This is a genomic window from Bosea vestrisii (assembly GCF_030144325.1).
Taxonomy (GTDB): Bacteria; Pseudomonadota; Alphaproteobacteria; order Rhizobiales; family Beijerinckiaceae; genus Allobosea; species Allobosea vestrisii_A.
The window spans coordinates 517,471-540,665 of sequence record NZ_CP126307.1 but is presented as its reverse complement, the minus strand read 5'-3'; the positions used below and the strand labels follow the sequence as shown (position 1 = coordinate 540,665).

Annotated in this window: 22 protein-coding genes and 2 pseudogenes; 10 read left to right on the top strand and 14 right to left on the bottom strand. The window is 65.2% G+C overall.

The annotated features are described in order from the left end of the window. Positions 1-30: 30 nt before the first annotated feature. A complete protein-coding gene (locus QO058_RS02525; RefSeq protein ID WP_284170165.1) occupies positions 31-777 on the bottom strand; it encodes a GntR family transcriptional regulator in 747 nt (248 codons plus the stop codon). Positions 778-970: 193 nt separating this feature from the next. On the opposite strand from QO058_RS02525, the gene QO058_RS02520 reads away from it, so the two are divergent. The 6 genes from QO058_RS02520 (at position 971) to QO058_RS02495 (ending at position 7,463) form a co-directional block, all read left to right on the top strand. Continuing rightward, positions 971-1,984, top strand: coding sequence for an SIS domain-containing protein (locus QO058_RS02520; protein ID WP_284170164.1), 1,014 nt, complete (start codon positions 971-973; stop codon positions 1,982-1,984). Between the two features lie 25 nt (positions 1,985-2,009). Further along, positions 2,010-2,849, top strand: a complete 840-nt coding sequence (locus QO058_RS02515) for a PfkB family carbohydrate kinase (protein ID WP_284170163.1) — start codon at positions 2,010-2,012, stop codon at positions 2,847-2,849. A gap of 23 nt (positions 2,850-2,872) precedes the next feature. Then, positions 2,873-4,918 (top strand): hydantoinase/oxoprolinase family protein, encoded by a 2,046-nt coding sequence (locus QO058_RS02510; RefSeq protein ID WP_284170162.1) that lies wholly within the window; start codon positions 2,873-2,875, stop codon positions 4,916-4,918. After that, positions 4,918-6,300: a hydantoinase B/oxoprolinase family protein gene (locus QO058_RS02505; protein WP_284170161.1), complete on the top strand. Its 1,383-nt coding sequence runs from the start codon at positions 4,918-4,920 to the stop codon at positions 6,298-6,300. Before QO058_RS02510 ends, QO058_RS02505 begins: the two co-directional genes overlap by 1 nt. Continuing rightward, positions 6,245-6,523 (top strand): hydantoinase B/oxoprolinase family protein, encoded by a 279-nt coding sequence (locus tag QO058_RS02500; RefSeq protein ID WP_284170160.1) that lies wholly within the window; start codon positions 6,245-6,247, stop codon positions 6,521-6,523. The genes QO058_RS02505 and QO058_RS02500 overlap by 56 nt, the downstream gene beginning before the upstream one ends. A 247-nt stretch (positions 6,524-6,770) precedes the next feature. After that, positions 6,771-7,463: an SDR family NAD(P)-dependent oxidoreductase gene (locus QO058_RS02495; protein ID WP_284170159.1), complete on the top strand. Its 693-nt coding sequence runs from the start codon at positions 6,771-6,773 to the stop codon at positions 7,461-7,463. Positions 7,464-7,472: 9 nt separating this feature from the next. Here QO058_RS02495 and QO058_RS02490 read toward each other — a convergent pair whose 3' ends face one another. The 7 genes from QO058_RS02490 to QO058_RS02460 all read right to left on the bottom strand — a co-directional run bounded on the left by QO058_RS02490 (position 7,473) and on the right by QO058_RS02460 (position 14,850). Next, the gene (locus QO058_RS02490; protein ID WP_284170158.1) at positions 7,473-8,438 is read right to left on the bottom strand and encodes a 2-hydroxyacid dehydrogenase; all 966 of its coding nucleotides are present in this window, start codon (positions 8,436-8,438) and stop codon (positions 7,473-7,475) included. Between the two features lie 24 nt (positions 8,439-8,462). Next, on the bottom strand, positions 8,463-10,064 hold the full coding sequence (gene ggt, locus QO058_RS02485) for a gamma-glutamyltransferase (protein WP_284173077.1): 1,602 nt from the start codon (positions 10,062-10,064) through the stop codon (positions 8,463-8,465). An 86-nt stretch (positions 10,065-10,150) separates the two neighbouring features. Continuing rightward, positions 10,151-10,675, bottom strand: coding sequence for an RraA family protein (locus tag QO058_RS02480; protein WP_284170157.1), 525 nt, complete (start codon positions 10,673-10,675; stop codon positions 10,151-10,153). 101 nt (positions 10,676-10,776) lie between these two features. After that, a complete protein-coding gene (locus QO058_RS02475; RefSeq protein ID WP_284170156.1) occupies positions 10,777-11,601 on the bottom strand; it encodes a creatininase family protein in 825 nt (274 codons plus the stop codon). 41 nt (positions 11,602-11,642) lie between these two features. Further along, positions 11,643-12,446 (bottom strand): ABC transporter permease, encoded by an 804-nt coding sequence (locus QO058_RS02470; protein WP_284170155.1) that lies wholly within the window; start codon positions 12,444-12,446, stop codon positions 11,643-11,645. After that, complete coding sequence (locus QO058_RS02465) at positions 12,443-13,399, bottom strand: ABC transporter permease (protein ID WP_284170154.1); 957 nt, start codon at positions 13,397-13,399, stop codon at positions 12,443-12,445. The genes QO058_RS02470 and QO058_RS02465 overlap by 4 nt, the downstream gene beginning before the upstream one ends. Continuing rightward, positions 13,396-14,850, bottom strand: a complete 1,455-nt coding sequence (locus QO058_RS02460) for an ABC transporter substrate-binding protein (protein ID WP_284170153.1) — start codon at positions 14,848-14,850, stop codon at positions 13,396-13,398. Before QO058_RS02460 ends, QO058_RS02465 begins: the two co-directional genes overlap by 4 nt. Before the next feature lie 251 nt (positions 14,851-15,101). Here QO058_RS02460 and QO058_RS02455 point away from each other — a divergent pair, with 251 nt between their 5' ends. Next, on the top strand, positions 15,102-15,872 hold the full coding sequence (locus QO058_RS02455; protein WP_284170152.1) for a GntR family transcriptional regulator: 771 nt from the start codon (positions 15,102-15,104) through the stop codon (positions 15,870-15,872). A gap of 434 nt (positions 15,873-16,306) precedes the next feature. On the opposite strand, the gene QO058_RS02450 is transcribed toward QO058_RS02455, so the two are convergent. The 4 genes from QO058_RS02450 to QO058_RS02440 all read right to left on the bottom strand — a co-directional run bounded on the left by QO058_RS02450 (position 16,307) and on the right by QO058_RS02440 (position 18,583). After that, entirely contained in the window at positions 16,307-16,588 is a 282-nt protein-coding gene (locus tag QO058_RS02450; RefSeq protein ID WP_284170151.1) for a hypothetical protein, read from the bottom strand. Positions 16,589-16,734: 146 nt separating this feature from the next. Next, positions 16,735-17,979, bottom strand: coding sequence for a thiamine pyrophosphate-binding protein (locus QO058_RS02445; protein WP_284170150.1), 1,245 nt, complete (start codon positions 17,977-17,979; stop codon positions 16,735-16,737). Then, positions 17,892-18,086 carry a thiamine pyrophosphate-binding protein gene (locus QO058_RS30985; protein WP_347975747.1) on the bottom strand — a complete coding sequence of 65 codons (195 nt, stop codon included), beginning with the start codon at positions 18,084-18,086 and terminating at the stop codon, positions 17,892-17,894. Before QO058_RS30985 ends, QO058_RS02445 begins: the two co-directional genes overlap by 88 nt. Before the next feature lie 113 nt (positions 18,087-18,199). Beyond that, a complete protein-coding gene (locus QO058_RS02440; protein WP_347975745.1) occupies positions 18,200-18,583 on the bottom strand; it encodes an NAD(P)/FAD-dependent oxidoreductase in 384 nt (127 codons plus the stop codon). A 5-nt stretch (positions 18,584-18,588) separates the two neighbouring features. Here QO058_RS02440 and QO058_RS02435 point away from each other — a divergent pair. The 3 genes and pseudogenes from QO058_RS02435 to QO058_RS02425 all read left to right on the top strand — a co-directional run. Then, positions 18,589-18,978: pseudogene (locus tag QO058_RS02435) on the top strand (pirin family protein); the annotation flags it as partial. Between the two features lies 1 nt (position 18,979). Further along, positions 18,980-19,350, top strand: a pseudogene (locus QO058_RS02430) (alpha/beta fold hydrolase); the annotation flags it as partial. A 293-nt stretch (positions 19,351-19,643) separates the two neighbouring features. Beyond that, on the top strand, positions 19,644-19,889 hold the full coding sequence (locus tag QO058_RS02425) for a hypothetical protein (protein WP_284170149.1): 246 nt from the start codon (positions 19,644-19,646) through the stop codon (positions 19,887-19,889). 442 nt (positions 19,890-20,331) lie between these two features. Here the strand turns inward: QO058_RS02425 and QO058_RS02420 are convergent, their stop codons facing one another. Both QO058_RS02420 and QO058_RS02415 read right to left on the bottom strand, forming a co-directional pair. Beyond that, positions 20,332-21,024 carry a response regulator transcription factor gene (locus QO058_RS02420; RefSeq protein WP_284170148.1) on the bottom strand — a complete coding sequence of 231 codons (693 nt, stop codon included), beginning with the start codon at positions 21,022-21,024 and terminating at the stop codon, positions 20,332-20,334. Beyond that, entirely contained in the window at positions 21,021-22,421 is a 1,401-nt protein-coding gene (locus QO058_RS02415; protein WP_284170147.1) for a sensor histidine kinase, read from the bottom strand. Before QO058_RS02415 ends, QO058_RS02420 begins: the two co-directional genes overlap by 4 nt. Positions 22,422-23,195 lie beyond the last annotated feature (774 nt).

The window sequence follows — 23,195 nt, the reverse complement described above, 5'->3', positions numbered from 1 at the left end:
GCCGGGAGTGAAAGGCAGGCAGCGGCATGATCAGTCCTGTGGGGCCGGCGTGGAGTTGCGAAAGACGACGTGATGAGGGTGGTTGATCGATTTCATGTATTCGATCGGCGTGCCGTCGCCGTCGCGCGCCACCAGCCTCAGGACCAGAGTGGGCGAACCGGGCTGGAGCAGGAGCAAGCGGGCCTCCAGGTCCGTCGCGATACCGACGCCGATCTCGCGGTCGCGCGCGCTCGCCTCGACATGGTAGCGGGCTCTCAGCAATTCATAGAGCGACTGCCCGGCGACGAGGTCTTCCGCCACGAGCCCGGCAAAACGCGCCGCCGGCAGGTAGCTCGTCTCGATGCAGAACGGCTCGTCATTCACCGTGCGCAGCCGACGGAACATGATCAGATCGGCGCCAGCTGCGATGTCGAGCCGACGTGCGATGCTCTCGGTCGCCTTCTCCTCGCCGAAATGCAGCAGCTTGTTGCCGGGTTCGCCGCCGGCATTGCGAATGATGCGGGTGATGCCGAGGGTCGAATGCACCTCGATCGGGCGCGTCACCTGGACCAGCGGGACGCGGGTGCCGCTGGTGCCGTTGCGCTCCAGCACATTGCGGTCGACGAGCTTGTCGATCGCCTTGCGCACGGTCATGCGGTTGATGCCGAGCGTGTCAGCGAGCGCGCGTTCGGAGGGAACGCGGTCACCCGGGCCATAGTCCGGCCCGTTGATGAGGTCGAGCAGGTAATCCTGCACCTGGACATAGATCGGCTTGGCCCGCTTCACGGGTTCGCGCATGGCTGGTGTCTCTCGGATGCTTCCCGTTTCCGCATATAGCGGGATTGCGTCGGCTCCACATCCCGGGGAGCATAAACGCGGAAGTGCGGCGCAATCGAGCTGGTCCATCGGCCAATTGGACTATGGTTGACAGGAATTGGTATAGGTGATTGGTGTATACCAATTCTTCGTCGCCAGGAAGTGACACTCTCCCATGTCCATCGCCTTCGATCGCGCCCGCGTGCAAGAGGGGCTCGCGCAGACCCGCGCCGCCGTGCCACGGGCCTTTGCGCTCGGCCGCCACCTCGCTCCCGATATCGACCGAATCTATCTCGTTGCCTGTGGCTCGGCCAATCGCGCCATGGCCGGCATCAAATACTGGCTCGAGCATTATTCCCCTGGCATCGAGGTGCGCCGCTATTTCCCGGCGGAGTTCATGGCGGTCGATCCGCCGCGGCTCGACGGCCGCACTCTGGTCCTGCTCGCCTCCAAATCCGGCACGACGCCGGAGACAGTCGCCGCCGCGGGGTTCCTGAAGGACAAGCCCTGCAAGGTCGTGGCCTTCAGCCAACACGCCGACAAGCCGTTGAGCCAATCCGTTCCCGAACGCTTCATCGTCGGCGACACCAGCGAATCCTTCGTGGCCATGTTCATGCTGATGCAGGCGCTGGTCGGCGGGGTCATGGCGGAAAAGGAAGGCTGGCCGCTCGGCGACAAACTCGTTTCGTCGCTCGATGCGCTGCCCGGCGCGATCTGCGATGCTGCTGAGCAGAACGAGGAGCGCGCCACAGCCGACGCGCGTCTCTATGCCGAGGACCGCAATTTCTATCATGTCGCCTCGGGGCCGGGCTTTACCACGGCATATGTCTTCGGGGTCTGCATCCTGATGGAGATGCTCTGGCTGCACAGCTACCCGATCGAGGCGGCGGAGTTCTTCCACGGTCCCTTCGAGATCATCGACCGCAGCACGCCGCTCATCCTGATCACCGGGGAAGACCCGAGCCGCCCGCTGATGGAGCGCGTCTCGGCGTTCTGCGACACCCATGCTGAGCGCGTGATGAAATATGACTCGCGCGATTTCGCGATGAAGGGCATCGCGCCGGAGATTCGCCCGATCGTCGCTCCCTACATCCTCCAATCGGCGCTGAAGCGCATGGCGGCGCATTTGTCAGTGCTCCACAATCAGCCGCTCTCGACCCGCCGCTACATGTGGAAGGTTGCGTACTGAATCTTCGCGCGGAGCGGAGGCGCTCATGACCCTCAGGCTGCTCGGGCTTGGCGACAACACGGTCGACACCTATGTCGATCGCGGCCTGCAATTTCCCGGCGGCAATGCGGTCAATGTCGCGGTCCTGGCCCACAGGCTCGGTGCCGAGACAGGCTATCTCGGCTGTCTCGGCTCGGACGAGGGCGGGATGCTGATCGTCGATGCCCTGCGCCAGGAGGGCGTGGATACCAGCCGTTGCCGCATGCTTGCCGGCGACAATGCCCGCGCCTTCATCGGCCATGATGGCAATGACCGCCGCTTCCTGCGCTCGCAGCACGGGGTGCGTGGGCAATGGGGCCAGTTCTGGCCCGAGGATCTTGCCTATGTCGCTGCCTTCGATCTGGTGCATTCGAGCGTCTACGGCGAACTCGATGCCAATCTTGCGACGCTCCGTCGTGCCGTACGTCGGTTGTCCTACGATTTCTCCGAGCGCTGGACGGACGCCAATCTGGCGGCGACGCTGCCCTCGCTCGACATCGCCTTCCTGTCCTTCCCCTCCGGTTCCGACGCTGAATGCCGCGACCTCGCTCGCTGCTGTGCCGATGCCGGGCCGGGCCTCGTGGTGGTGACGCGCGGCGAGCGTGGCTCGTTGGCGATGGCAGATGGGGTATTCCACCATAGCGGGATCAACCAGACTCAAATCGTCGATACGCTGGGCGCCGGCGACGGCTTCATCGCCGCGTTTCTTCTGGCCGTGCAGGAGAAGAAAAGCATTCCGGAGGCACTGGCCGCCGGTGCGGCCCATGCGGCGGCGGTCTGTGCCTATCAGGGCGGCTTTGGCCATGGCGTGCCATGGTCAGCCGCCGCAAAGACGGCGTTCGGTTGAACGGAAGGATTTGAGATCATGGCGTGGCGGATCGGGATCGATTCGGGGGGACCTTCACCGATGTCTGCCTCTTCGACGACGCGACCGGAGCGGTCGCGGTCTGGAAAGTCCCATCGACGCCGGATGACCCGTCCCGCGCCATCGCGCTCGGCACGCAGGAAGGCACCGAGCGCGTTGGCGCCAGGCCGAGCGAGGTCGTCTATTTCGGCCATGGCACGACGGTCGGCACCAACGCCCTGATCCAGCATCGCGGTGTCAGGACCGGTCTCATCACCACCGACGGCTTCCGCGATCTGATCGAAATCGGCCGCCAGAAGCGCCCCGATCTCTACGACCTTCAGGCCGACAAGGCCCCGCCGCTCGTCACCCGCGACCTGCGCTTCGGCGTCGCCGAGCGCGTCCGCCATGACGGCTCGGTCGAAACCCCGCTCGACGAGGATGGCGTGCGCCAGGCGGCGCGCGCGCTGAAGGCGGCTGGCGTCAAGGCGGTCGCGATCGGCTTTCTCTACGGCTTCGTCCGCCCCGAGCATGAGGACATTGCACGGCGCATCGTCGCCGAGGAGTTTCCCGAGGCCTTCATCTGTACCTCGCATGAGGTCGCGCCGGAATTCCGCGAATATGAGCGCATCTCGACGGCGGTGGTGAACGCCTATCTCGGCCCCGTCATGCAAGGCTATATTCAGCGCCTCGCCGGGCGGCTGAAGGAACTCGGCGTCACCGTGACGCCGCATCTGACGCAATCGAATGGTGGCGTCATCGGCTTCGACATGGCTGCGCGCCTGCCGGTGCGAACCGTGCTGTCGGGGCCTTCGACCGGCGTCGTTGCGGCGCAGGCGATCGGCGCCATGACCGGCATCGCGAACCTGATCACCTTCGACATGGGCGGCACCTCTTCGGATGTCGCGCTGCTGCGTAACGGCGAAGCCAAGCTCGCCAGCGAAGCCAATGTCCACGGCTACCCGATCAAGGCACCGATGCTCGACATCCACACGGTCGGTGCCGGTGGTGGCTCGATCGCGGCGATCGATTCGGGCGGCCTGCTCAAGGTCGGACCGCGCAGCGCCGGCGCCGATCCAGGCCCGGTCTGCTACGGCCGCGGCAGTACCGAACCGGCCGTCACCGATGCCAATGTCGTGCTGCAGACCCTGAACCCGACGCATCTGCTCGGCGGACGCATGCCGATCGACCAGTCGCTCTCACGGCAGGCGATCGGCCGCATCGCAGACAGGCTCGGCCTCGACCTGATGGCGACGGCGCAGGGCATCATCGCGGTCGTCACCGCCAACATGGCCAAGGCCATTCGCGTCATCAGCGTCCAGCGCGGCCATGATCCACGGGATTATGCGCTTGTTGCCTTCGGCGGGGCGGGGCCGCTTCATGCCGCCCGTCTCGCGCGCGAACTGGAGATGAAGCGTATCATCGTGCCGCGCAATCCCGGCATCGGCTGTGCGCTCGGACTGCTGCTTACCGACCTGCGCGCCAATTTCGCGACCACGCGCCTGGCGACGCTTGATGACGGGCTCGTCGGCGACATGGCCGAGATATTCGCAGGTCTCGAAGCGCAGGCCGAGCACTGGTTCGCGGAGGAGAAGGTTGCCCCCGCCGATCGCAAGGTCAGGCGCACCGCCGATCTGCGCTATCATGGCCAGAACTACGAACTCGCCATCGACGTGCCGGAAGGGGCGATCACGACCGAGACGATCGCTGCTCTCGCTGAAGGCTTCGCCGAGGCGCACAAGCGGCTCTACGGCTTCATTGCCGAGGGCGAGGCGGTGCAACTCGTCACCTACCGCGTCGAGGCGATCGGTTTCGTGCCGAAGGCCGAGTTTCGGCCGCAACCCGATGCCGGTCCGGATGCCTCTGCCGCCATCATAGGCCAGCGCGAGGTCTGGTTCCCCGAGGCGGGAGGCTTTGTCGATTGCCCCATCTATGACCGCGACGCGCTGCAATCGGGCAACCTGATCGAAGGGCCGGCGATCATCGAGCAGATGGACGCGACCACGGTGCTGCTGCCCGGCATGACCGCCCGCGTCGAGCCCTATCTCAACCTGATCCTGGAGACGCCGTGATGAACGCGACCGCATCCGTTGCCGTCGATCCGATCACCGTCGAGGTCATTGGCTCCTCCTTCGCCTCGATTGCCGAGGAGATGGGCGAGGCGCTCGTCAGGGCGAGCTATTCCACCAACATCAAGGAGCGCCGCGATTGCTCGACCGCGCTCTTCGACATCGAGGGCCATACGCTCTGCCAGGCCGAGCATATCCCGATGCATCTCGGCTCCTTCATCGGCATCATCCCGCATGTCCTGAAACGCCATCCCATCGCCGAGATGAAGCCCGGCGACGTCTTCATCGGCAACGACGCTTATGAGGGCGGCGGCACGCATCTGCCTGACATCGTGCTGGCCGAGCCCGTCTTCCATGACGGCGTCATGGTCGCTTGGGCCGTCAATACGGCCCATCATTCCGATTTCGCCGACCGCGGCCACGCCCATATCTATCAGGAGGGCCTGCGCATTCCGCCGATCCGGCTCTATGATGGCGGGATGCTGATGAAGGACGTGCAGGAACTCATCCTGCTCAACTGCCAGGTCCCGCGCGAGCGTCTTTCGGATCTGCGCGCCCAGATGGCGGCGAACCGGCTCGGCGTCGAGCGCGTTCGCGCACTCTGCGACAAATACGGCCGCTCGACCGTGCTCGCCGCCGGCAAGGCGCTGCAGGACTATGCCGAGCGCAAGATGCGCGCCGGCATCGCCTCGATTCCCGACGGCGTCTATCGCTTCGAGGATTCCTTCGACAATCCGGAGATCGACGAGCCGCTGAAATTCTCGGTCGAGATCGCCGTCGCCGGCGAGGAGATGACGCTCGCCTTCGACTCGCCGCCGCAGATGCGCACCGGCTTCAACATGGTCTACACCGCGCTGCTTTCGACGGTCTATTACGCCGTCAAGACGGTCGCCGACCCGACGATCCCGCCCAATGCCGGCCTCGCACGGCCGCTCACCGTCACCGCGACGCAAGGGACGGTGCTCAACTGCGTCCATCCGGCAGCGGTGAACGGACGCATCGCGTCCTGCCAGCGTGTCGTCGACCTCATCCATGGCGCACTTGCCCAGGCGGTCCCCGAGCGCGTCATCGCGGCCTGTTCAGGCGCGGTAGCAGCGGCGACCTTCATGGGCGCGCAGCCCGGCAGCGGCGATCTCTGGGTCTACCTCGAGACGATCGGCGGCGGTTCCGGTGCGCGCGCCAGCAAGGATGGCCTCGACGGCGTCCATGTCCATATGACCAACACCTCGAATCTGCCGGTCGAGGCGCTTGAGGTCGAGTATCCGCTCACGCTGCTGCGCTATGAACTCGTCGACGGCTCGGGCGGGCAGGGCCGCCAGCGGGGGAGGCATGGGCCTGCGCCGGGTCTACCGCGCCGAGGCGTCTTGCCGGCTCAATATCGATAATTCGCGGCTGAAGTCACAGCCCTGGGGCATTGCCGGCGGCGGGCCAGGGCAGGGCGGCTCCTTCGTCTTCAGCGAGGGCGTCGAGCCTTTCGTCAAGGGTGATGGCACGCTGGAGGCTGGGCAGATCGTCGAGATCATCACGCCCGGCGCCGGCGGCTATGGCCGGGCCTCCGAACGCAGCCCGGAAGCGCGGGCGCGGGACCTTGCCGAGGGGCGGATTTGACCCGACCGATGGACGATCGTCATGGTCGGGCCTGTTGTCCCGGCCATGACGGGGAAACAGGTCCTCACGACAGGTTTTCGCGAAGGACGATCTCGATGCGCGGCCGCTCGATGCCCTGCGTCGCCGGCCGACCGGCCTGAGGTTGGCCAAGACGGTGGCGCAGTCCACATCAGCGTCGCCTGTGGGGCTCGGCGATGCCGCGCCTGAAGATCGCAGCGGCTGGATCCAACCTGAGCGGGAGCACGTCATGTCGAGTCTTCCCTACCGCACGGCCCTGATCGTCGGGGCCGGCTCCGGCATCAGCGCCTCGTTTGCCCGACAGCTCTCGGCTGCGGGTGTGCAGGTCGCACTCGCCGCGCGAAACACCGAGAAGCTTGCGACGCTGACGGCGGAAACCGGCGCGAGGGCCTTCGCGGCGGACGCTTCGGATGCTGCCAGCGTCTCGCGGCTGTTCGATGAGGTCGATGCCGCGTTCGGCGCGCTGGATGTGGTGGTCTACAATGCGAGCCGCGCTCTGCGGGGACCTCTGCTCGATCTCGATCGCGCTGCCGTTGAACAGTCGCTGGCGGTCAATGCGCTCGGCGCTTTCCTCGTCGTGCAGCAGGCGGCGCGGCGGATGCTGCCGCATGGCCGGGGCGCGATCCTGCTCACCGGCGCCACGGCGGGCATCAAGGGCTTTGCCCGCTCGGCGCCCCTCGCCATGGGAAAGTTTGCTTTGCGCGGCCTCGCCCAGAGCGCGGCCCGCGAATTCGGGCCGCAGGGCATCCATGTCGCGCACTTCGTCATCGACGGCGGCGTGCGTAGTGCGACCCGGCCGGACGCTTCCGACAACACGCTCGACCCGGACGCCATCGCCCAGACCTATCTCGACGTGCTCGGCCAACCGCGCAGCGCCTGGACGCAGGAGGTCGATCTCAGGCCCTGGGCCGAAAGCTTCTGAGACGCGCCGTCACACCACGAGATCGAGCGGCGGCACCGGCTCGCCACGAGAGACGTGCTCGATATTGGCGAACATCCGCCTCACGGTCGGTGCGAAATTGTCGGCGGCCATGGCGGCGAGATGCGGCGTCACGACGAGGTTGTCGAGCGTGAGCAGCTCGCTGTCGGCCGGCAGCGGCTCGACGGAGAAGACATCCATCGCCGCGCCTGCGATCTCTTTCGCGCGCAGGGCCACGACCAGATCGGCCTCGTTGACGACGCCGCCTCGGGCGACATTCACCAGCACGGCCGTCTTCTTCATCGCCCGGAAGGCGGCGGCATCGATCAGATTGGTGGTCTCCGGCGTCAGCGGGCAATGCAGCGAGACGACGTCGGACTGCGCCAGAAGCTCCGCCATCGAAGCGTGCTTGACGCCGAGCGCAGCCTCTTGCGCGGCGTCGAGCGGCTGGCGTTTCGCATAGAGGATGGTGCAGCCGAAGCCCTTGAACAGCTTGGCGACATTCTTGCCGATCGCGCCGAAGCCGACGATGCCGACCGTCTTGCCCGAAAGCGTGTAGGTGTCGCCCGGCATGTGCCCGGTGCACCAATGGCCCTTCTTCAGTTCGGCGTGGCCATAGCCGATGAAGCGTAGTGCGGCGAGCGTCAGGCCGAGCGCGAACTCGGCTACCGGCACGGCGTTGCTGCCGGTGGTCCGGGCAACCTTGATGCCAAGCTCCTTCGCCGCCGCGACGTCGATATTGTCGACGCCGACGCCCCATTTATGCAGCAGCTTCAGCCTCCTGGCTGCGCGCAGCACATCGGCTGAAACGCCGACCTGGCCGGAAATGGCGTAGTCGGCCTCGGCAATGATCTCCTTCATATGCGCGTCGCCGCGCATCGTGCCGTGGGTCAGCACGAAGCCGGGCGGCAGCAGCGCGCGCAGCTTCTCGGCGCGCTCGGAGGCGGTCATGTCGAGGAGGACGATGGTTTCGGGCATGGTCAGGGATCCGGTCGCGAAAGGTCAGATGGTGAAGCGCACGCCTTCGCGCGCGAGCCCACCGGATATCGCGACGGGGGTGCCGTCGGCGCGCCAGCAGGCCGCGCCTGTCAGCGTGCCGTCAGGGTTGAAGGCGATGGCATTCATGCCGCCGGCGATGCGCGGCATGCGGAGGATCCTGTGGCCGCGCGCGGCGAGTTCGTCTGCGACGCTGTCTGGGATCGCGGCCTCGAGTTCGAGCGCGCCGCCCTCGGTCCAGACACGCGGCGCCTCGACCGCTTCCTGAAGGCTCATGCCATGGTCGATCAGGTTGACGATCGCCTGCAGGGCCGAGGGGAAGATGCGCAGCGCTCCGGGGAGCCCGAGCGCGAAGGCGAGCTTGCCGTCGCGCAGTACCATCATCGGTGCCATCGAGGTGAAGACGCGCTTGCCGGGTGCGATCGACAAGGCGCGGCCGGGATGCGGGTCGAAATTGAACATGTAATTGTTGGTCAGCATCCCCGTGCCAGGGATTTGCGTGCAGGCACCGAAGAGCCCGTTGATCGTCTGGGTCGCGGTGACGACATTGCCTTGGGCATCGGCGACCGTGACATGGGTCGTGTCGGCGGATTCGCCACCGGAGAGCCCGGCGCTCCAGCCTTTGGCCTGGTTCATCGCGATCAGAGCGCGCCGCTCGGCCGCATAGGCCTTGTCGATGAGCCGCTCGACCGGGACCTTGATGAAGTCTGGGTCGGCGGTGGCGACGGCCCTGTCTGCGAAGGCGATCTTGAGCGCTTCCGCCAGCAGATGCACCGCATCCGCCGAGCCGAAGCCGAGGGAGCCGATATCGTAGCCCTCGAGGATGTTGAGCATCTGGACGATGTGCACGCCCGAGGAGGAGGGCGGCGGCGGGCCGACGATCTCATAGCCGCGATAGCTGCCACGCACGGGCTCTCGCGTCGCGACCTTGTAGGCGGAAAGGTCGGCCTGATCGATCAAGCCTCCATTCGCCGCCATGAAATCCGTCAGCGCCTTGCCGAGCGGACCGTCATAGAGCGCAGCCGGACCCTGGCTGGCGATCAGGCGCAGGCTTGCGGCATAGTCGGCCTGAACGAGCCGCGTGCCGGGTTCGATCGCTTTGTCTCCCGCCAGCAGCAACGCCGAAAGACCGGGATCGCGCGCGAGATCGGCGACATTGTCGGTGATGCAGTTGGAGAGGTAGGGCGTGGTGACGAAGCCACGCTCGGCCAGTCCGATTGCCGGTTGCAGCACCTCCTCAAGCGAGAGCGTGCCGAAGCGCGCCAGGGCCTCGCACCAGCCGGCGAGCGCGCCGGGAGCCGCGACCGCCTTCGGCCCGACGACGTTGAGCCGGTCGCGCACGTCGCGCTGCCGGCCGACCTCGTCGGAGAGGTAGTCATACATGTCGGGTGTTGCCTTGAGCGGCGCGGTCGAGAGCCCGTCGAGGACGACATGGCGGCCATCCGCCATGCGGATATGCGCGACCCCGCCGCCGAGGATGCCGACCATCATGGGCTCCACGACAGTCAGCGCAAAGAGCGAGGCGACGGCAGCATCGACTGCATTGCCGCCCGCGAGCAGCATCTGCGAGCCCGCCGCCGAAGCGAGCGGGTGGTTGGTCACCACCATCCCGCGCGAGCCAGCGGCCGGCCTCTTCTCGCAGGTGAATGGGGCCAGTCGCGGCACGGGGGCGATCGCGTTCACGGGCTTGTCCCTCAGTGGTTCTGCTTGAGCGCGTCGGACACCATCTTGATCGCGCCGGAGATGTCCCCAAGCTTCTCGCCGGCCTTCAGCTCCTGGCGGCGTTCGCCGCGCTCCTGCCGGCCGATGGCGGCGGCGGCGATCGCCTCTGCCTCGTCGCGCGGCAGCACCAGCACGCCGGATTCGTCTGCCAGGATGGCGTCGCCAGCTTTGACGGGAACATTGCCGCAGGAGATCGGCAGGTTGATGGTCCGGCCAAGATTGTAGAGCCGGGTGGTGATCGGCGACATGCCGCGGCACCACATCGGGAAGTCCGAGCCCTCGATCTCGGTCAGGTCGGTGCAGGGGCCGTCGATGATGCCGCCGCCCCAGCAGGCATGCTTGTCGTCGCCGAGCCGGTCGACGACGAGAATGTCGCCCCGCCACAGCAGGCCGAGCGTGCGGTGCAGCAGCGTGGAATCCTGGCCGGGAATGGCGAGCGTCACGGCCGCGGCCGCGATGCGCTTGCCGCGCAGCAGTGGCTGGATGCCGCGATCCATGAAGCCCCGGTAAGGACGAGACGACGTGTGAGCATGGGACACCTGCTGCTGGTTGCTGGGACCGGCGGCGCGCCGCGGGATTGTGATGGGCAAACTGGGGCTCAAGCTTCGACCTTGCTGGCGAAATGCGCGATGAAGCGGGCGCAGATCTCGGTCAGCTTCTCGGTCAGTGCCGCCCCGGTCTCGGCCGTGCAGAGCTTCGGATCACCCTTGGCGACGCCGAGATTGTAGACCTCGTCATATTCGTTGGGCATCGCGACCTCGGCGCCTTCGAAGGAGGCCGTCCCAAGCCCCGTGAAGGACAGGTCGAGGATCGGATCGCGCTTGAGCGGCTTGCCGTCCGGGATCAGGTCCTTGCGGATCAGTTCTGGGAAGAGATGCAGCCCGATCGAGGTCAGCGGGTCGGCGCCATGGCCGGAGACGGCGGTGGCCTTCTCCGCGCCGACGATCGACGGCAGCAGCCCATAGCCTATGCGCCAGAGGTAGAGGCTCGGCAGCACCATCCGCTCGCGCAGGTAAAGCTCGCGTGCCACCTCGGAAATCGGCCCGACATTGCCGCCATGACCGTTGATGACGATGATCCGGGTCAGGCCGTTGCGATGCAGCGAGTCGACCATCTCGGCGATGACAGTGGTGAGTGTCGCCTGCGAGATCGCGATGCCGCCGGTCATCGAGCCGAACCAATCGGCGCCGCCGAAGGGCAGGACGGGGGCGACGAGCGTGCGCGTGCCGGCCTTTGTGGCGCGGATGGCGGCGAGCTCGGCGATCTTCTCGGCGAGCAGATAGTCGCCCATCGGCGCATGCGGACCCTGGTCCTCATGGCTGCCCATCGGCAGCAGGATGACCGGATTGCCTTTCAGGATCTCGCGGGCTTCGCCCCCGGAGATCGTGCCCATATGAACAAGCGGATCGGTCTTGGCAGCCATGGTTTGGTTCCTGGTCAGGCTGGTGGAAGAGGGGAGCGGGGTCAGCGTCCCGCCGTGCGTGGATCGACTGCGTCGCGCAGCGCGTCGCAGAGCAGGTTCATGGCGAGGATGGTCAGGGTCAGCGCCGCGCAGGGCCAGACCAGCAGCAGCGGCGCCTGCTCCATGGTGGCACGCGCGCCGCGGATCATCAGGCCCCATGAGGGCGCTGGTGGCACGACGCCGAGGCCGAGGAAGGAGAGGCCGCTCTCCAGCACCACGGCGGCGGCGACGGCAAGCGACAATTGCACCAGCACCGGGCCAGCAATGTTCGGCAGCACTGTGCGCAACAGGATGTACCAGGTCGGAGCGCCGAGCGCCCGCGTCGCCTCGACATAGTCGCGCCCGCGCACCGAGAGAACCTCGGAATAGGTCACGCGCGCAAAGCCCGGCAGGTAGAGCACCGAGAGCACCAGGATCAGCGTAGCGGCGCCCGGTCCCAGCAGCGTCACGACGAGCAACGCCAGCAGCACCGGCGGGAAGCACAGGATGATGTCCATGCTGCGCACCGACAGGAATGAGCCGACGCCGCGCGACCAGCCGCCGATCAACCCGAGCACGACGCCGACGATGCCGGCCGTCAACGCCGAGGCGAAGGCGACGGCGAGGCTGGTGCGCGCGCCCCATATCAGGCGAGAGAGCACGTCGCGGCCGAATTCGTCGCGACCGAGCCAGGAGCCCGACATCGGTCCAGCGAGGCGGCGCGCGATGTCCTGCCGTACCGGATCGGGCAGGCCGAGCAGCGGAGCGGCGAGTGCCAGCAGTAGGATCAGCGCGACGAAGGCACCTGGAAGCCAGAGCCGGTTCATCGTGCGCCGATCCTCGGGTCGAGAGCCGCCTGGAGCATTTCGACGATCAGGTTGATCAGAAGGAACAGCACGGAAATCGTCAGCACGATGCCGACCACCATCGGATAGTCGCGCGCCTCGACCGCGCGCAGCAGCGGCGTCGAGAGGCCGGGCCAGTTGAAGACATATTCGACCAGCACCGTGCCGCCGAGCAGCGTGCCCATGTGCAGGCCGAGCACGGTGATGACGGGGTTGAGCGCGTTGCGCAGCACATGGACGACGAGGATGCGGCCAGGCGCGAGGCCCTTGGCGCGGGCCGTGCGGACATAGTCGTTGGCCAGCGCGTCGAGCATGGCGGCGCGGGTCATGCGGAACAGCACGGCGGCGAGACCCTTGCCGATCGCTATCGCCGGCAGGGTCAGCAGCTTGAGATGGAGGAAGGGATCCTGCGCGAAGGGCGCAAAGCCGCCGGCCGGCATGATCCGCAGCGTCTGCGCGAAGAGCAGCACGAGCAGAGTGCCGACAACGAAGACCGGAATCGCCAGCAAAAGCGCGGTCACGCCCGAGGCGCAACGGTCGAACGTGCCGCCGCGATGCATCGCAGCGTAGACGCCGGCGGGAACGCCGATGATGATCGCCAGCAACGTGCCCGCGAAGATGAGTTCGAGCGTGCGCGGCAGGCGCAGCGCGATTTCGTGGAGGACGGGATAATCGTCGACCAGCGAGGTGCCGAGATCACCGCGCAGCAGCCCGGCCAGGAAGGCGCCGTATTGGATCAGGAGCGGCCGTTCGAGCCCGAGCTTCTGGCGAAGCTCGGCGACGGAGGCCGGATCCGGCGAGACGCCGCCAGTCGAAAGCAGGAGTTCAGCCGGATCGCCCGGCACCATGTGCAGGGCGAGGAAGACGATCGTTGCGACGACCCAGACCAGGATCAGCGAGACCGCGATGCGATGCGCGAGCCAGACGCCGGTCATCCGAAGAAGGTCTCCTCGAGCATGCCGCCCGACGAGGTCGTCAGCGCGCCGGGCAGGTTGGTAAAGCCCTTCACGCCCTTGTCCATGCCGTAGCCCTGCGAGCGCCAGGCGAGGCCGACGAGCGGCACCTCCTCGAGGGCGGCGCGCTGCATCTCCTTGTAGATCTCGACGCGTTTGGCCTGGTCGAACTCGGAGCGCCCCTTGGCGAGTGCGGCGATGGTGCGTGGCGCCTCGACCTTGAAGGAGCGGCCGTGGCTCGGCGAGAGCGAGGTGTCGAGCACGACGGTGAGCCCGTCCGGGTCGTTGTTGTCGGCCGAAACACCATGGATCGCCATGTCGTACTGGCCGCGGGAGCCGCGGCTGACGCGCGTCGACCAGTCGGGCAGTTGCAGTTCGCACTGGATGCCGATTGCGGAAAGATGCTGCTGGACGACCTCGGCGGTATCCTTGTGCATGCCGAACTGCGCGGTCGAAAGCAGCGTCGTCTGGAAGCCGTTGGCGAAGCCGGCCTCTGCGAGGAGCGCCTTGGCACGGGCGGGGTCATAGGCCCAGCCGCGTGCGAGGTCCTTGTCCCACCAAGGCGTGCCTTCGACGATCGGCAACCCTTCCAGCGGCTTGCCACGGCCGAAGAAGGCGGCCTTGACGATGTCCTCGCGGTTGATCGCATGGGCCACGGCCCTGCGCACGCGCGGATCGTTGAAGGGCGGCTTGGTGCCGTTGAAGAGGATGTCCATGAACGGTCCCTCGACGGAATCGAGCTTGAGCCGCGGCTCGGCCTCCACAGTGGCCATGGATTGCCAGGGGACGTATTCGATCATGTCGACATCGCCGGCCATCAGGGCCGCGTTGCGCAGATTCTCGTCGGCGTAGACGATGAACTTGATGCCCTTCAGCTTGGGGAAGCCGGGCTTGTAGAACTTGCCGAACGCGGCGAGATCGAGCGACGTGCCGCGCTCCTGCCCGACGAGCCGGAAGGGCCCAGCGCCGATCGGTTCGTTCGGCGTCGATTTCCGCCAGATCACGAAGGTGTTGTAGTTGCCGAACCAGCTCGGCAGCGTCGCCTGCGGCGTCTTGGTGACCAAGCGGATCGTTTGCGGGTTCGGGATCTCGACGCGCTCGATCTCCTGGAACTGCGTACGCATATAGGCGGTCGATTTCTCGCCGGCGATCTGCTCGATCGACCATTTGACATCGTCGGCTGTCACCGGCTCGCCATTGTGGAAGACGGCGCCCTGGCGCAGCTTGAAGACCCAGGCACCGTCAGCGTCGATTGCCCAGGATTCCGCCAGTTCCCCGCGCAACTGCCCCTTGTTGTCATAGGAGATGAGGCTGCGATGCGTCAGCAGTTTCACTGTCCCGGCCGAGGCGCCCGTCGAGACCCAGGGTTGGAGATTGGGCGGGAAGGCAGAGAGGCCGAAGCGCAGGATGCCGTCGGCGCGCTGCGCCGCCACTGGCCCGGTCAGGAGGGGGGGAGGTCAGCAGCGGGGCTGCGAGACCGGCTCCAACAAGCGTGCGGCGGGAGAGCGTCATGGCTTGGTCCTCAGTGGCGGGCTGCGAGAGCGCCGGATTGGGGCTTTGCCGCGCGGAGCAAGAACAGCGCCATCATGAAATCGCACGCTCGCCGATGCGGGGCGCGGCCGCCGGCGCCGACCGATCACGGCGCAGGCCTCTGTAGGGTCCATTTTGTCGATGGTGCCAAATCATGATGCGTCATGTATACGTGGCGGATGTTCGAGTGTCGACGCCTTGGATCGTGATGGAAGGCGGTTGCGATATGCAAATCGCTGATGAAATGAAGCTGCGGGAGTCGGGGCCGTCCGCCGCGAAGCCTGCGCGCGAGCGCGTCTACGCCCATGTCCGCGAGCAGATCCTGCGTGGCAACTTCGCCGGCGGCTCCTTCATCGAGGAGGAGCAGATCTCCTCGGTTCTGGGTATCTCGCGAACGCCGGTGCGCGAGGCTTTCCACCGGCTGGAGGCGGAGCGCTTCATCGACCTGTTGCCGCGTCGCGGGGCGCTCGTGCGCCAGGTCACGGCGCAGGAACTGGTCGATCTTTATGAAACGCGACGCATGATCGAGGGCTATGCGGTCGCACGCATCTGCCAGCAAAGGATTCCGGTGCCGCCGCAAATGACGGCGATCCTGGAACAGTTGGAGGATACTCCTTTCAGCGATCATTTCGCCCGGGTCGAATTCAACCAGGCCTTTCATTTCGCCATGGTCACGGCGCTGGGCAACGAGGTGCTGTCCGAGCTCTACCAGTCGCTCGGCTCGCGCCAGCAGCGTGTCGCCATGACCGCGCTGCGCATCGAACCGAACGGGATCGAGCGCATTCGCAGCGAGCACTACGCTCTGCTCGATGCCCTTCAGGCCCGGGATGAAGCCCGGGCGCGCGCGGTTCTGGAGCAGCACCTGCGACCCATCGGCGGCGTCGTCTCGCGCCTGCCGGGCTATTTGCTCGATGAGGCGGATTGAAATGGGTGGCTCGGGCTTACCGTGTTGTGAGTGTGAGTAAGCTCCGAGGATTGATCCCGCAAGTTCTGCCTTTAACCCACTGACTTGAATGGCATATTGGCTCTCGCAGAGGCGTCACGATCGGCGCCGACTGCGGCCCTTCTGCAAATGCAGATAATCTTTTAGATTGAATGGTTTAGACGCCATTTGAGGCGGGATCAGACTTCGATGCCGAATCACATCGGGCGTGGTGCGGCGGAATCCCTCTTGGAACGACGATCTACGTCGCGCTCGATGATGCGCTGAGGCTGACCGATATGCAGCTCAACGGTGCGCTCGACCATGCCAGGCGAGATCCGGCGGGTCAGGGTAGGAGCGGGCTGGAGGATTTCTGATGGGCCACTGGGAGGAGATCGGCCGGGACAATGCCGCAGAGCGCAAGCGGGTGCTTCACGTCAGCCAGGGATTTCGGGCTCGTCGAGCATTTCATGTATCAGCTCGGCCGCCTTCTTCGTCGAAATCGTCTTGACGCTCGAACTCGCAAGCCGATCGAACATTTTCGCCACCGCTGCGATAGCGTCGCGCTCAGCAGCTGAGATGGCCAAAATGGTCTGAGCTAGGGCCTTGTCTCGATTGGCAAGAACAATCGGAGTCGGTGACGAATGCAGCGTCGTCGTAAGCCCGTCGATGAGCTCTCTGGCTCGTTCTTCGGGCGTGTATCCCGATGGAGAACTCATTTGTGTCACTCTGACGCAACTCAAGGACCGGACTAGAGTGCTGTTCAATGTCCGTGCCATCGTTGGCGACGTGGTCGACGTGACGGAATATCTCCTCGGCGAAGGCGGCTCCCCGCGCTCCGACCTCCCAGCGCCTTTGCTGCAGGTCAAAAGTAACGCACTTCGTCGGCCTCAATGCTGAGCGGGTCTTTGCCGCGCTTTGTCAGCCATGAATAGACCGGCGGCACGCGGTCGGCGATCGACTCGACATGGATATCGATCAGGCAAGGGCCATCGGCATGCGCGAACGCCTTGGCCAGTGCCGCGTCGAGCTCCTCGGAGTTCGTGGCTGTCCAGGCTCTCACATCGAAAGCCTCAGCGATCGCCTGGCCGCGGGGAGGCGTGAAATCAACGCCGAAACATTGATTATGGCCCTTCAGCCGATGCAGGCCTTTGATCCATCCGAACGTGCCGTTGTCGAACAGCAGGAGGATGGCCAGCACCTGCAGGCGGACGAGCGTCTCCAGTTCGCCGAGCGACATCCCGAATGAACCATCGCCGAACATGCCGATGGGCCGGCGCTCCTTGTCCGCGAACCACGCCCCGGCCGTGGCGGGCAGCGCCGAACCGAGGCCGCCGAAGGCACGCGGAATCGCAAGGCGCGTCCTGCGATCCTTGAGCGTGAGAAAGCGCGTCATATGGGGCGTCGGCGTACCGGCGTCCGAATAGATATGGGCAGGCCTGCCATAGAGCTCCAGAGCCTCGTTGAAGCAGCGTACGGCTCGCTCCGGTCGCAGAGGCGTTGCTTCCGAATTCAACAGAACCTCGGCATTCGCCCAGAAATTCGCGCGCAGATCGTTGAGCTCGTCGACCCATTCCCGCGTTCGTCCGGCATCTCTGTCGGCAGCAACCATGTCGATCAGGCGCTGGAGGACCAGGCCGGCATCTCCCTGGACCGACACCACGTTCTCGTAGTTGTTCGCCATGATCTCCGGGTCGATATCGATCTGGGCGACGCGCTTGTTCAGCGTGATCTTCGGGAAAGTCCAGCCAATCGTCACCACAGAGCCCATTCGAGAGCCGACGAAGAGCACGAAATCGGCATGTTCCAGCGCCCAGTTGGCGTGCGGGTGAAAGCCGTTGTCGCCAACGACGCCGACCGCCAGGCGATGGTCGTCAGGCATGGTGCCTTGCCCGGTCATCGTCGTGCAGACCGGGATGTTCAGGCGCTCCGCCAGCTCCGTTACCTGCGGACCTGCGCAGGAGCGATTAACCCCGCCGCCCGAGACGATCAGCGGGCGCTTGCTGCCGGTGAGCAGCGAGATCAGCGTGTCGAGCTTTTCCGGGGAAAGGAGCGTTGGATAGGCCGGAAACTCCTTGCACTCATCTTCGACATGAAGGGAAATCCGCATAGTTGCAGCGCTTCATAGAACGGCACGTTCGTATCGCCCGGCACGCCGAAGACGACCTCCACGCCGTAGCCGATCAGCATCTCGACCAGGATATCTGCGCCACGCATTCTTCATCTCCTACAAGGCTTGGGGATCGACGAATCCAGCAGCGGCGCACCACGTCCGGAGACCGGGCGCGCAGGGTGCGGCTTTCGGCTTGGGAATGGCTCGCTCCCGGCACTCATGACAGAAGCCGGCCGAGCCTGAAGCGCCGCGGCGAATAGGCTTCGATGTCGGAGGCGTCTGCCAGGCCGGCGACATGCTCGGCGACGATGCGCCCTGTCGCCGGGCCCGCGGCGAAGCCGACATGGCCATGCCCGAATGCGTAGAAGACATCCGGCGACAGCGAGGACCGGCCGATCACAGGAAGCCCGTCCGGCGTCGACGGCCGATGTCCCATCCATTTGTCGACGGTCAGCTGCTGCATCCCGGCCAGCGCCGCATAGGTCGTGCGCGCATGGGCGGTCAGGACATCGACGCGGTTCCAGTTCGGCGGCGCATCGACCGATGCCAGCTCGACCTGGCCGGAGAGCCGCAGCCCCGCCGATGTGGGCGTATTCGCCATCCTGCGCCTTGCCGGCGCCGAAGCGGCAAATGGTCGGGCCGTTCATCTTCTTCGATCAGGCCGGGCCGGCCGAGCTGCTGACCGGCCAGGGCATCGACGTCCGGCCGCACCCGCACATCGGTCTCGGCACCGTGACCTATCTCTTCCGCGGCGATTTTCATCATCGGGACAGTACCGGGGCCGACCAGATCATCCGCCCCGGCGCGTTGAACTGGATGGTCGCCGGGCGTGGCGTGTCCCACTCGGAGCGTACCTCCGCAGCCAGCCGAAGCGGGCCGAACAGCCTATTTGGCATCCAGACCTGGTTGGCCTTGCCCGAAAGCCATGAGGACATGGCGCCTACCTTCGAGCATCACGGCAAGGAGGCGTTTCCGGTCATCAAGGACCGCGGCGTGCGGCCAGGTCATTTCGAACGCGGCGAAGGGCCACGACAACGTCAAGTCGCTGGTCTATGTGGCGGCGTTCGCGCCGGATGCCGGCGAGGCGGCGGCTGATCTCGCCGGCAAGTACCCGGGCGGGACGCTCGGCGAGGCGCTCGCGCCTCCGGTCAAGCTCACCGGCGGCGGCGTCGACCTCTACATTGATCAAGCCAGCCGTCCTACTTCGTCTATGGCGAGGGGGACAAAAACATCCCGGCCAAGGCGCTCGCATACATGGCCGAGCGCGCGCGGTCCAAGCGCACGGTCGTGGTGAACGGCGCATCGCATGTCGTAATGGTCTCCCAGCCTCAGCTCGTCGCGGGGCTGATCGAAGAAGCGGCACGATAGCCTCCGACGGGCCACGGCGCATGAACGCCGTGGCCCGTCTGCTCACTCGCCAATCAAGTCCATTTGAACATCTGCAGCTCCGATAAGGAAAAACGAATGTCCGGTTCCAGTGGCGGCTCAGTGTCTGCTCCTGGCGCGCTACGACGGCCCACGTCTCCGAACGCGGGCCGTCAGCTAACCCCATTTTAGGCGTCTGCGGCTAGATGCCGAGCAATCTCGTATGAGCGACTCGTATTCCAACGATTGGATCGCTAACGTAGTGGGTGTGAGTTGCGTAGCGATGAGGTGGTGTCATGCCCAACGCCGACGCCGTGATGATCTCGTCTTATGAACAGCGGAAGGCTGCTGTACTGCGAGCTGCACAGCTAATCTCATCCTTGAGGGGCTCTGACGGTGAGCGGGAATTCGAGATGCTAACCGAGGCTATCGCGGACTTCGATATCCGCCAGGAAGCTCTCAGCTTCATTGAGATCCCGCCGGCTTTCATGCAGTTCCTCTCCAGTGGGCATCAGGGCCGGGTTTCAAGCAACCGTCGCTGAGACGAAAAGGTCTGTTCGGTAGGAGCGCGCTGGCAAGTGGCTCTGCGCGTTTCACGGAGGGCGGCTGTGCCGTCGCGGTGGCGGCCATGGCTGAAGGCTCGGAGGCGCATGGGTCACAGGCGCCTGCGAATTCTGGCGGGCGGCTGCCGCACCGTGAACCCGGTCGGTGAACTGCGACGTGTGCTAGTGGCGCCCTGTCGCCTCTCTCAATCCGAGTTGTCGGCGCCGGCCGTGAAGGCATCCCGGCACCAATCCACGAAGCCGCGAACTTTCGGATCCAGGTAACGCGTCGAAGCGTAGAGGACGTGGACCGGCATCGGGACGCTCGCCGGTCCGTGCGTCCGCTTCCGAGTGTCGGTTTCTGGCGCGGTCCAGCTGTGGGGGGTCTGCCGAAGCGAACAGCGCGCTGCGCGGAAAGCCAAAGCAATCGTTCAACGGATGCTCATTGCATCGCCGCAGCGCCTGTGAAGGTGTATCCGACGCCATAGACGACCTTGATTGGCGCTGGCAGGCTGGTGCGTTCCTCGATCTTGCGGCGCAAGCGGCTGACGATGGCGTCGAGATGACGGTTGCCGAAATTTGATCTGGGGCGGGCGAGCGTCTCCATCAGATCCTCGCGCTGACAGATGTCGCCACCATTGCTGCACAACACGCTCATGAAGGCGAATTCAGTCGCCGTTAGCTTGAGCGAACGGTGATTGGGCGCGACCAGCATCCAATTCGTGCCATCCAGCACCCACTGATCACCGCCGTTTGCAGAGCTGGGCAGGTTTCCGCTCCGTCGCAGCAGGCTGCGAATTGCCGCTTCGATCTCGCGCAGTGTGCTGTGCTTGACGAGGTAAATGTCAGCGCCGCTCTCGAAGCCCCGGATGCGGTCGTCACTGTCGCCGAGCGCCGTCAGCATGATGATGCCGCAGCGGTGGGTTTCACGAATCTGGCTTGCGAGCTCAAAGCCATTGCCGTCCGGCAAGCCGACATCGAGAATGATCACGTCTGGTGAATGGCCATCCGCGAGTGCCTGACGCAGCTCATGCGCTGTTGCGACCCCACTGGCCGTGAATCCGCATAGGCCGAGAAAATCGGCCAGATCCTTGCGCAACCTCGTTTCGTCCTCGACGATCAGAATCTGCGTCACGCCGTCGTCTCCTCAGGCAACTCAGCGCTGGATACCTCGCCCGACGAAGGCAGGCGCACGATGGCTGTCGTTCCCCCTTCATCGTTGGGAAGCAGCTGCAGCGTCCCTCCGTGGTAGGCTAGGAGCTTGCGCGCCGAGTAGAGCCCAAGACCGGTACCGGTACTGGCCTTGGCATTGGATGCTCGGAAGAAGCGACGTCCGATCTTGCTGAGCTCGGCACCGGGAATGCCGATGCCGCGATCCTGGACCTGGATCACGACGAATCCGTGCTCCGCCCAGGTCGCTATGCGGATCGGCAGGTCGTCCGGCGAATATTTCAAGGCGTTGTCGATCAGGTTGATGATGACTGTCGCGAGCATGTCCGGGTCGGCGTCGAAAGAGACTGTTTCGTCTTCCATGATGAACTGCAGGCGCTCGCCGCGTGCAGTCATCTCGAAATGCAGCCGCACGTCTCCTATCAGGGAGCCGAGCTGAAGCGGCTCCGGCTGAAAGCCATTCTCTCGATCATCCGCCATGAACCTGTCGATCAGGGAAAAGAGGCGGTTGAGCGCCTCGCCGATGCCGGAGAGGCGCTCTCGGGTCGCGTCGGGCGATCTGTCGCCGACAAGGCCGATCATGTCGGCGGCGTTGCGAATGATCGCGAGCGGCGTGCGGAACTCATGGCTGACGACGCGCATGAAGTCCGCCTGCTCGTCGCGCAAGGCACGCTCGGCCTCCAGGCTGGCGCTGAGCCGGCTCTCGAGCCTTCGCCGTTCCTCCACTTCCCGCAGCAGAGCATCGTGGTTTTTGCGCAGGTCGGTGGAGAGCCTCGCGCTGACCATGAAGAGCAGGCAGGCGAAAAGCGCGATCAGGAAGAGGGTGCCCTGCAACAGATACCAGGCATTGCGGTCCGCCAGAATCGGGCCACTGTCGAACTCGGCCGGCAGGCGATACTCGATGACGCTCTGCAGGAAACTGGCCGCCATGTACTCAGCGAGGAGACCAATGGTGATCCAGCGCAGGAGCGGAGGCTGCGTCCTGTCTCGCGCGAGGCCCAAGCACATCACCGACATCATGATCACGGTGAAGACGGTCGAGCTGTGAATGCGGATCGCGAGGTTGTCGGGGTCGATCACCACGGCCGCGCTCCAGACGACGATCTGGAAGACGAGGAGCGAGACGCCGATCCATGTGTAGCGCGGCTGCCCCAGGAAGCGCGCGAGCCCTTCAGCGAGCAGCACGAGTCCAAGCTTGATGACCGTGTTGTGCAAGACGATGGCTAAAGCGGCCGGCTCCGCGCCACGAACGAGCATCAGGAGGAGGCCGACGGCAATGGCTCCAAAACCTGCTGCCAGGAATTTAAGCTCGTAGAAATGGCGCCAGGCCCGCCACACGAAGACCCAGGCGACGGCCTGCAAGCTGGCCGTCGCCAGCGCCACAACCAGAACGGTTTTGAGATCAAGCATCCTTATGCGGCTTCATGAGCAATATCTGTAAGCTTACACTTCGCAGGAGTTGAGGAGTCGTGCAAGAGCGATCCGGAATCGTAAGAATTTGTCAGAATTGATTGGCTCTCATTGGTAGAGAAGTCGCCCACGATTAAAATATGCATCCGAAATACTGCTTTGGGCGCGCTGAGAAAAAAGGCGGCGCGCGGCAATTCCGGAGCCCCTGCGCCAGGTGGGTAACGGAGCGATATTGCCCATTCCGGTAGGCGGCGGCCGTGGTTAATCCGCGTAAAAGCCGCACGAGAAGCATAGCGGTCTATATCTTCGCTGCTCCGCGAAAGTCCTGCAAGAATTGGTCAGAATTCAGCAGAATTGATTGATGGCGTTGTCGGGAACGGGGGATTTATCCTGATCCCAATCCGCCTCGCTGTTCGCCTGACGGAATGATGACGTTGCTGCGGTTTCAGGTGCGGGCGGACGCATTTGAGCCGACCCAGCTGCAACGCAGGACGCGGCGCTCCGGAAAGGAGCGCGGGATCGGAGCGGTGCTGAAAGGGTCGTCGGCCCGCTCGCGGCACAGGAGGGGGATTTCTATGACGGTCTGCGGACGCCAGTCGCTGATGCGCCCGCTTGCGCTTTCATACGCTACGGCACCGATGAGATCGATGCCTGCCCTGTCAGGATCTATCGCCCCTGCCTTTTCTGGTGGTTGCGGTGATGCGGATGGTGCGGGAGTTCAGGCGC

Coding starts and splice junctions, on each gene's coding strand:
- QO058_RS02525 (WP_284170165.1), bottom strand. CDS start 777: ATGCGCGAACCCGTGAAGCGGGCCAAGCCGATCTATGTCCAGGTGCAG.
- QO058_RS02520 (WP_284170164.1), top strand. CDS start 971: ATGTCCATCGCCTTCGATCGCGCCCGCGTGCAAGAGGGGCTCGCGCAG.
- QO058_RS02515 (WP_284170163.1), top strand. CDS start 2,010: ATGACCCTCAGGCTGCTCGGGCTTGGCGACAACACGGTCGACACCTAT.
- QO058_RS02505 (WP_284170161.1), top strand. CDS start 4,918: ATGAACGCGACCGCATCCGTTGCCGTCGATCCGATCACCGTCGAGGTC.
- QO058_RS02500 (WP_284170160.1), top strand. CDS start 6,245: ATGGGCCTGCGCCGGGTCTACCGCGCCGAGGCGTCTTGCCGGCTCAAT.
- QO058_RS02495 (WP_284170159.1), top strand. CDS start 6,771: ATGTCGAGTCTTCCCTACCGCACGGCCCTGATCGTCGGGGCCGGCTCC.
- QO058_RS02490 (WP_284170158.1), bottom strand. CDS start 8,438: ATGCCCGAAACCATCGTCCTCCTCGACATGACCGCCTCCGAGCGCGCC.
- ggt (WP_284173077.1), bottom strand. CDS start 10,064: ATGGTGGTGACCAACCACCCGCTCGCTTCGGCGGCGGGCTCGCAGATG.
- QO058_RS02480 (WP_284170157.1), bottom strand. CDS start 10,675: ATGGATCGCGGCATCCAGCCACTGCTGCGCGGCAAGCGCATCGCGGCC.
- QO058_RS02475 (WP_284170156.1), bottom strand. CDS start 11,601: ATGGCTGCCAAGACCGATCCGCTTGTTCATATGGGCACGATCTCCGGG.
- QO058_RS02470 (WP_284170155.1), bottom strand. CDS start 12,446: ATGAACCGGCTCTGGCTTCCAGGTGCCTTCGTCGCGCTGATCCTACTG.
- QO058_RS02465 (WP_284170154.1), bottom strand. CDS start 13,399: ATGACCGGCGTCTGGCTCGCGCATCGCATCGCGGTCTCGCTGATCCTG.
- QO058_RS02455 (WP_284170152.1), top strand. CDS start 15,102: ATGATGCGTCATGTATACGTGGCGGATGTTCGAGTGTCGACGCCTTGG.
- QO058_RS02450 (WP_284170151.1), bottom strand. CDS start 16,588: ATGAGTTCTCCATCGGGATACACGCCCGAAGAACGAGCCAGAGAGCTC.
- QO058_RS02445 (WP_284170150.1), bottom strand. CDS start 17,979: ATGCGGATTTCCCTTCATGTCGAAGATGAGTGCAAGGAGTTTCCGGCC.
- QO058_RS30985 (WP_347975747.1), bottom strand. CDS start 18,086: ATGCGTGGCGCAGATATCCTGGTCGAGATGCTGATCGGCTACGGCGTG.
- QO058_RS02440 (WP_347975745.1), bottom strand. CDS start 18,583: ATGGCGAATACGCCCACATCGGCGGGGCTGCGGCTCTCCGGCCAGGTC.
- QO058_RS02425 (WP_284170149.1), top strand. CDS start 19,644: ATGCCCAACGCCGACGCCGTGATGATCTCGTCTTATGAACAGCGGAAG.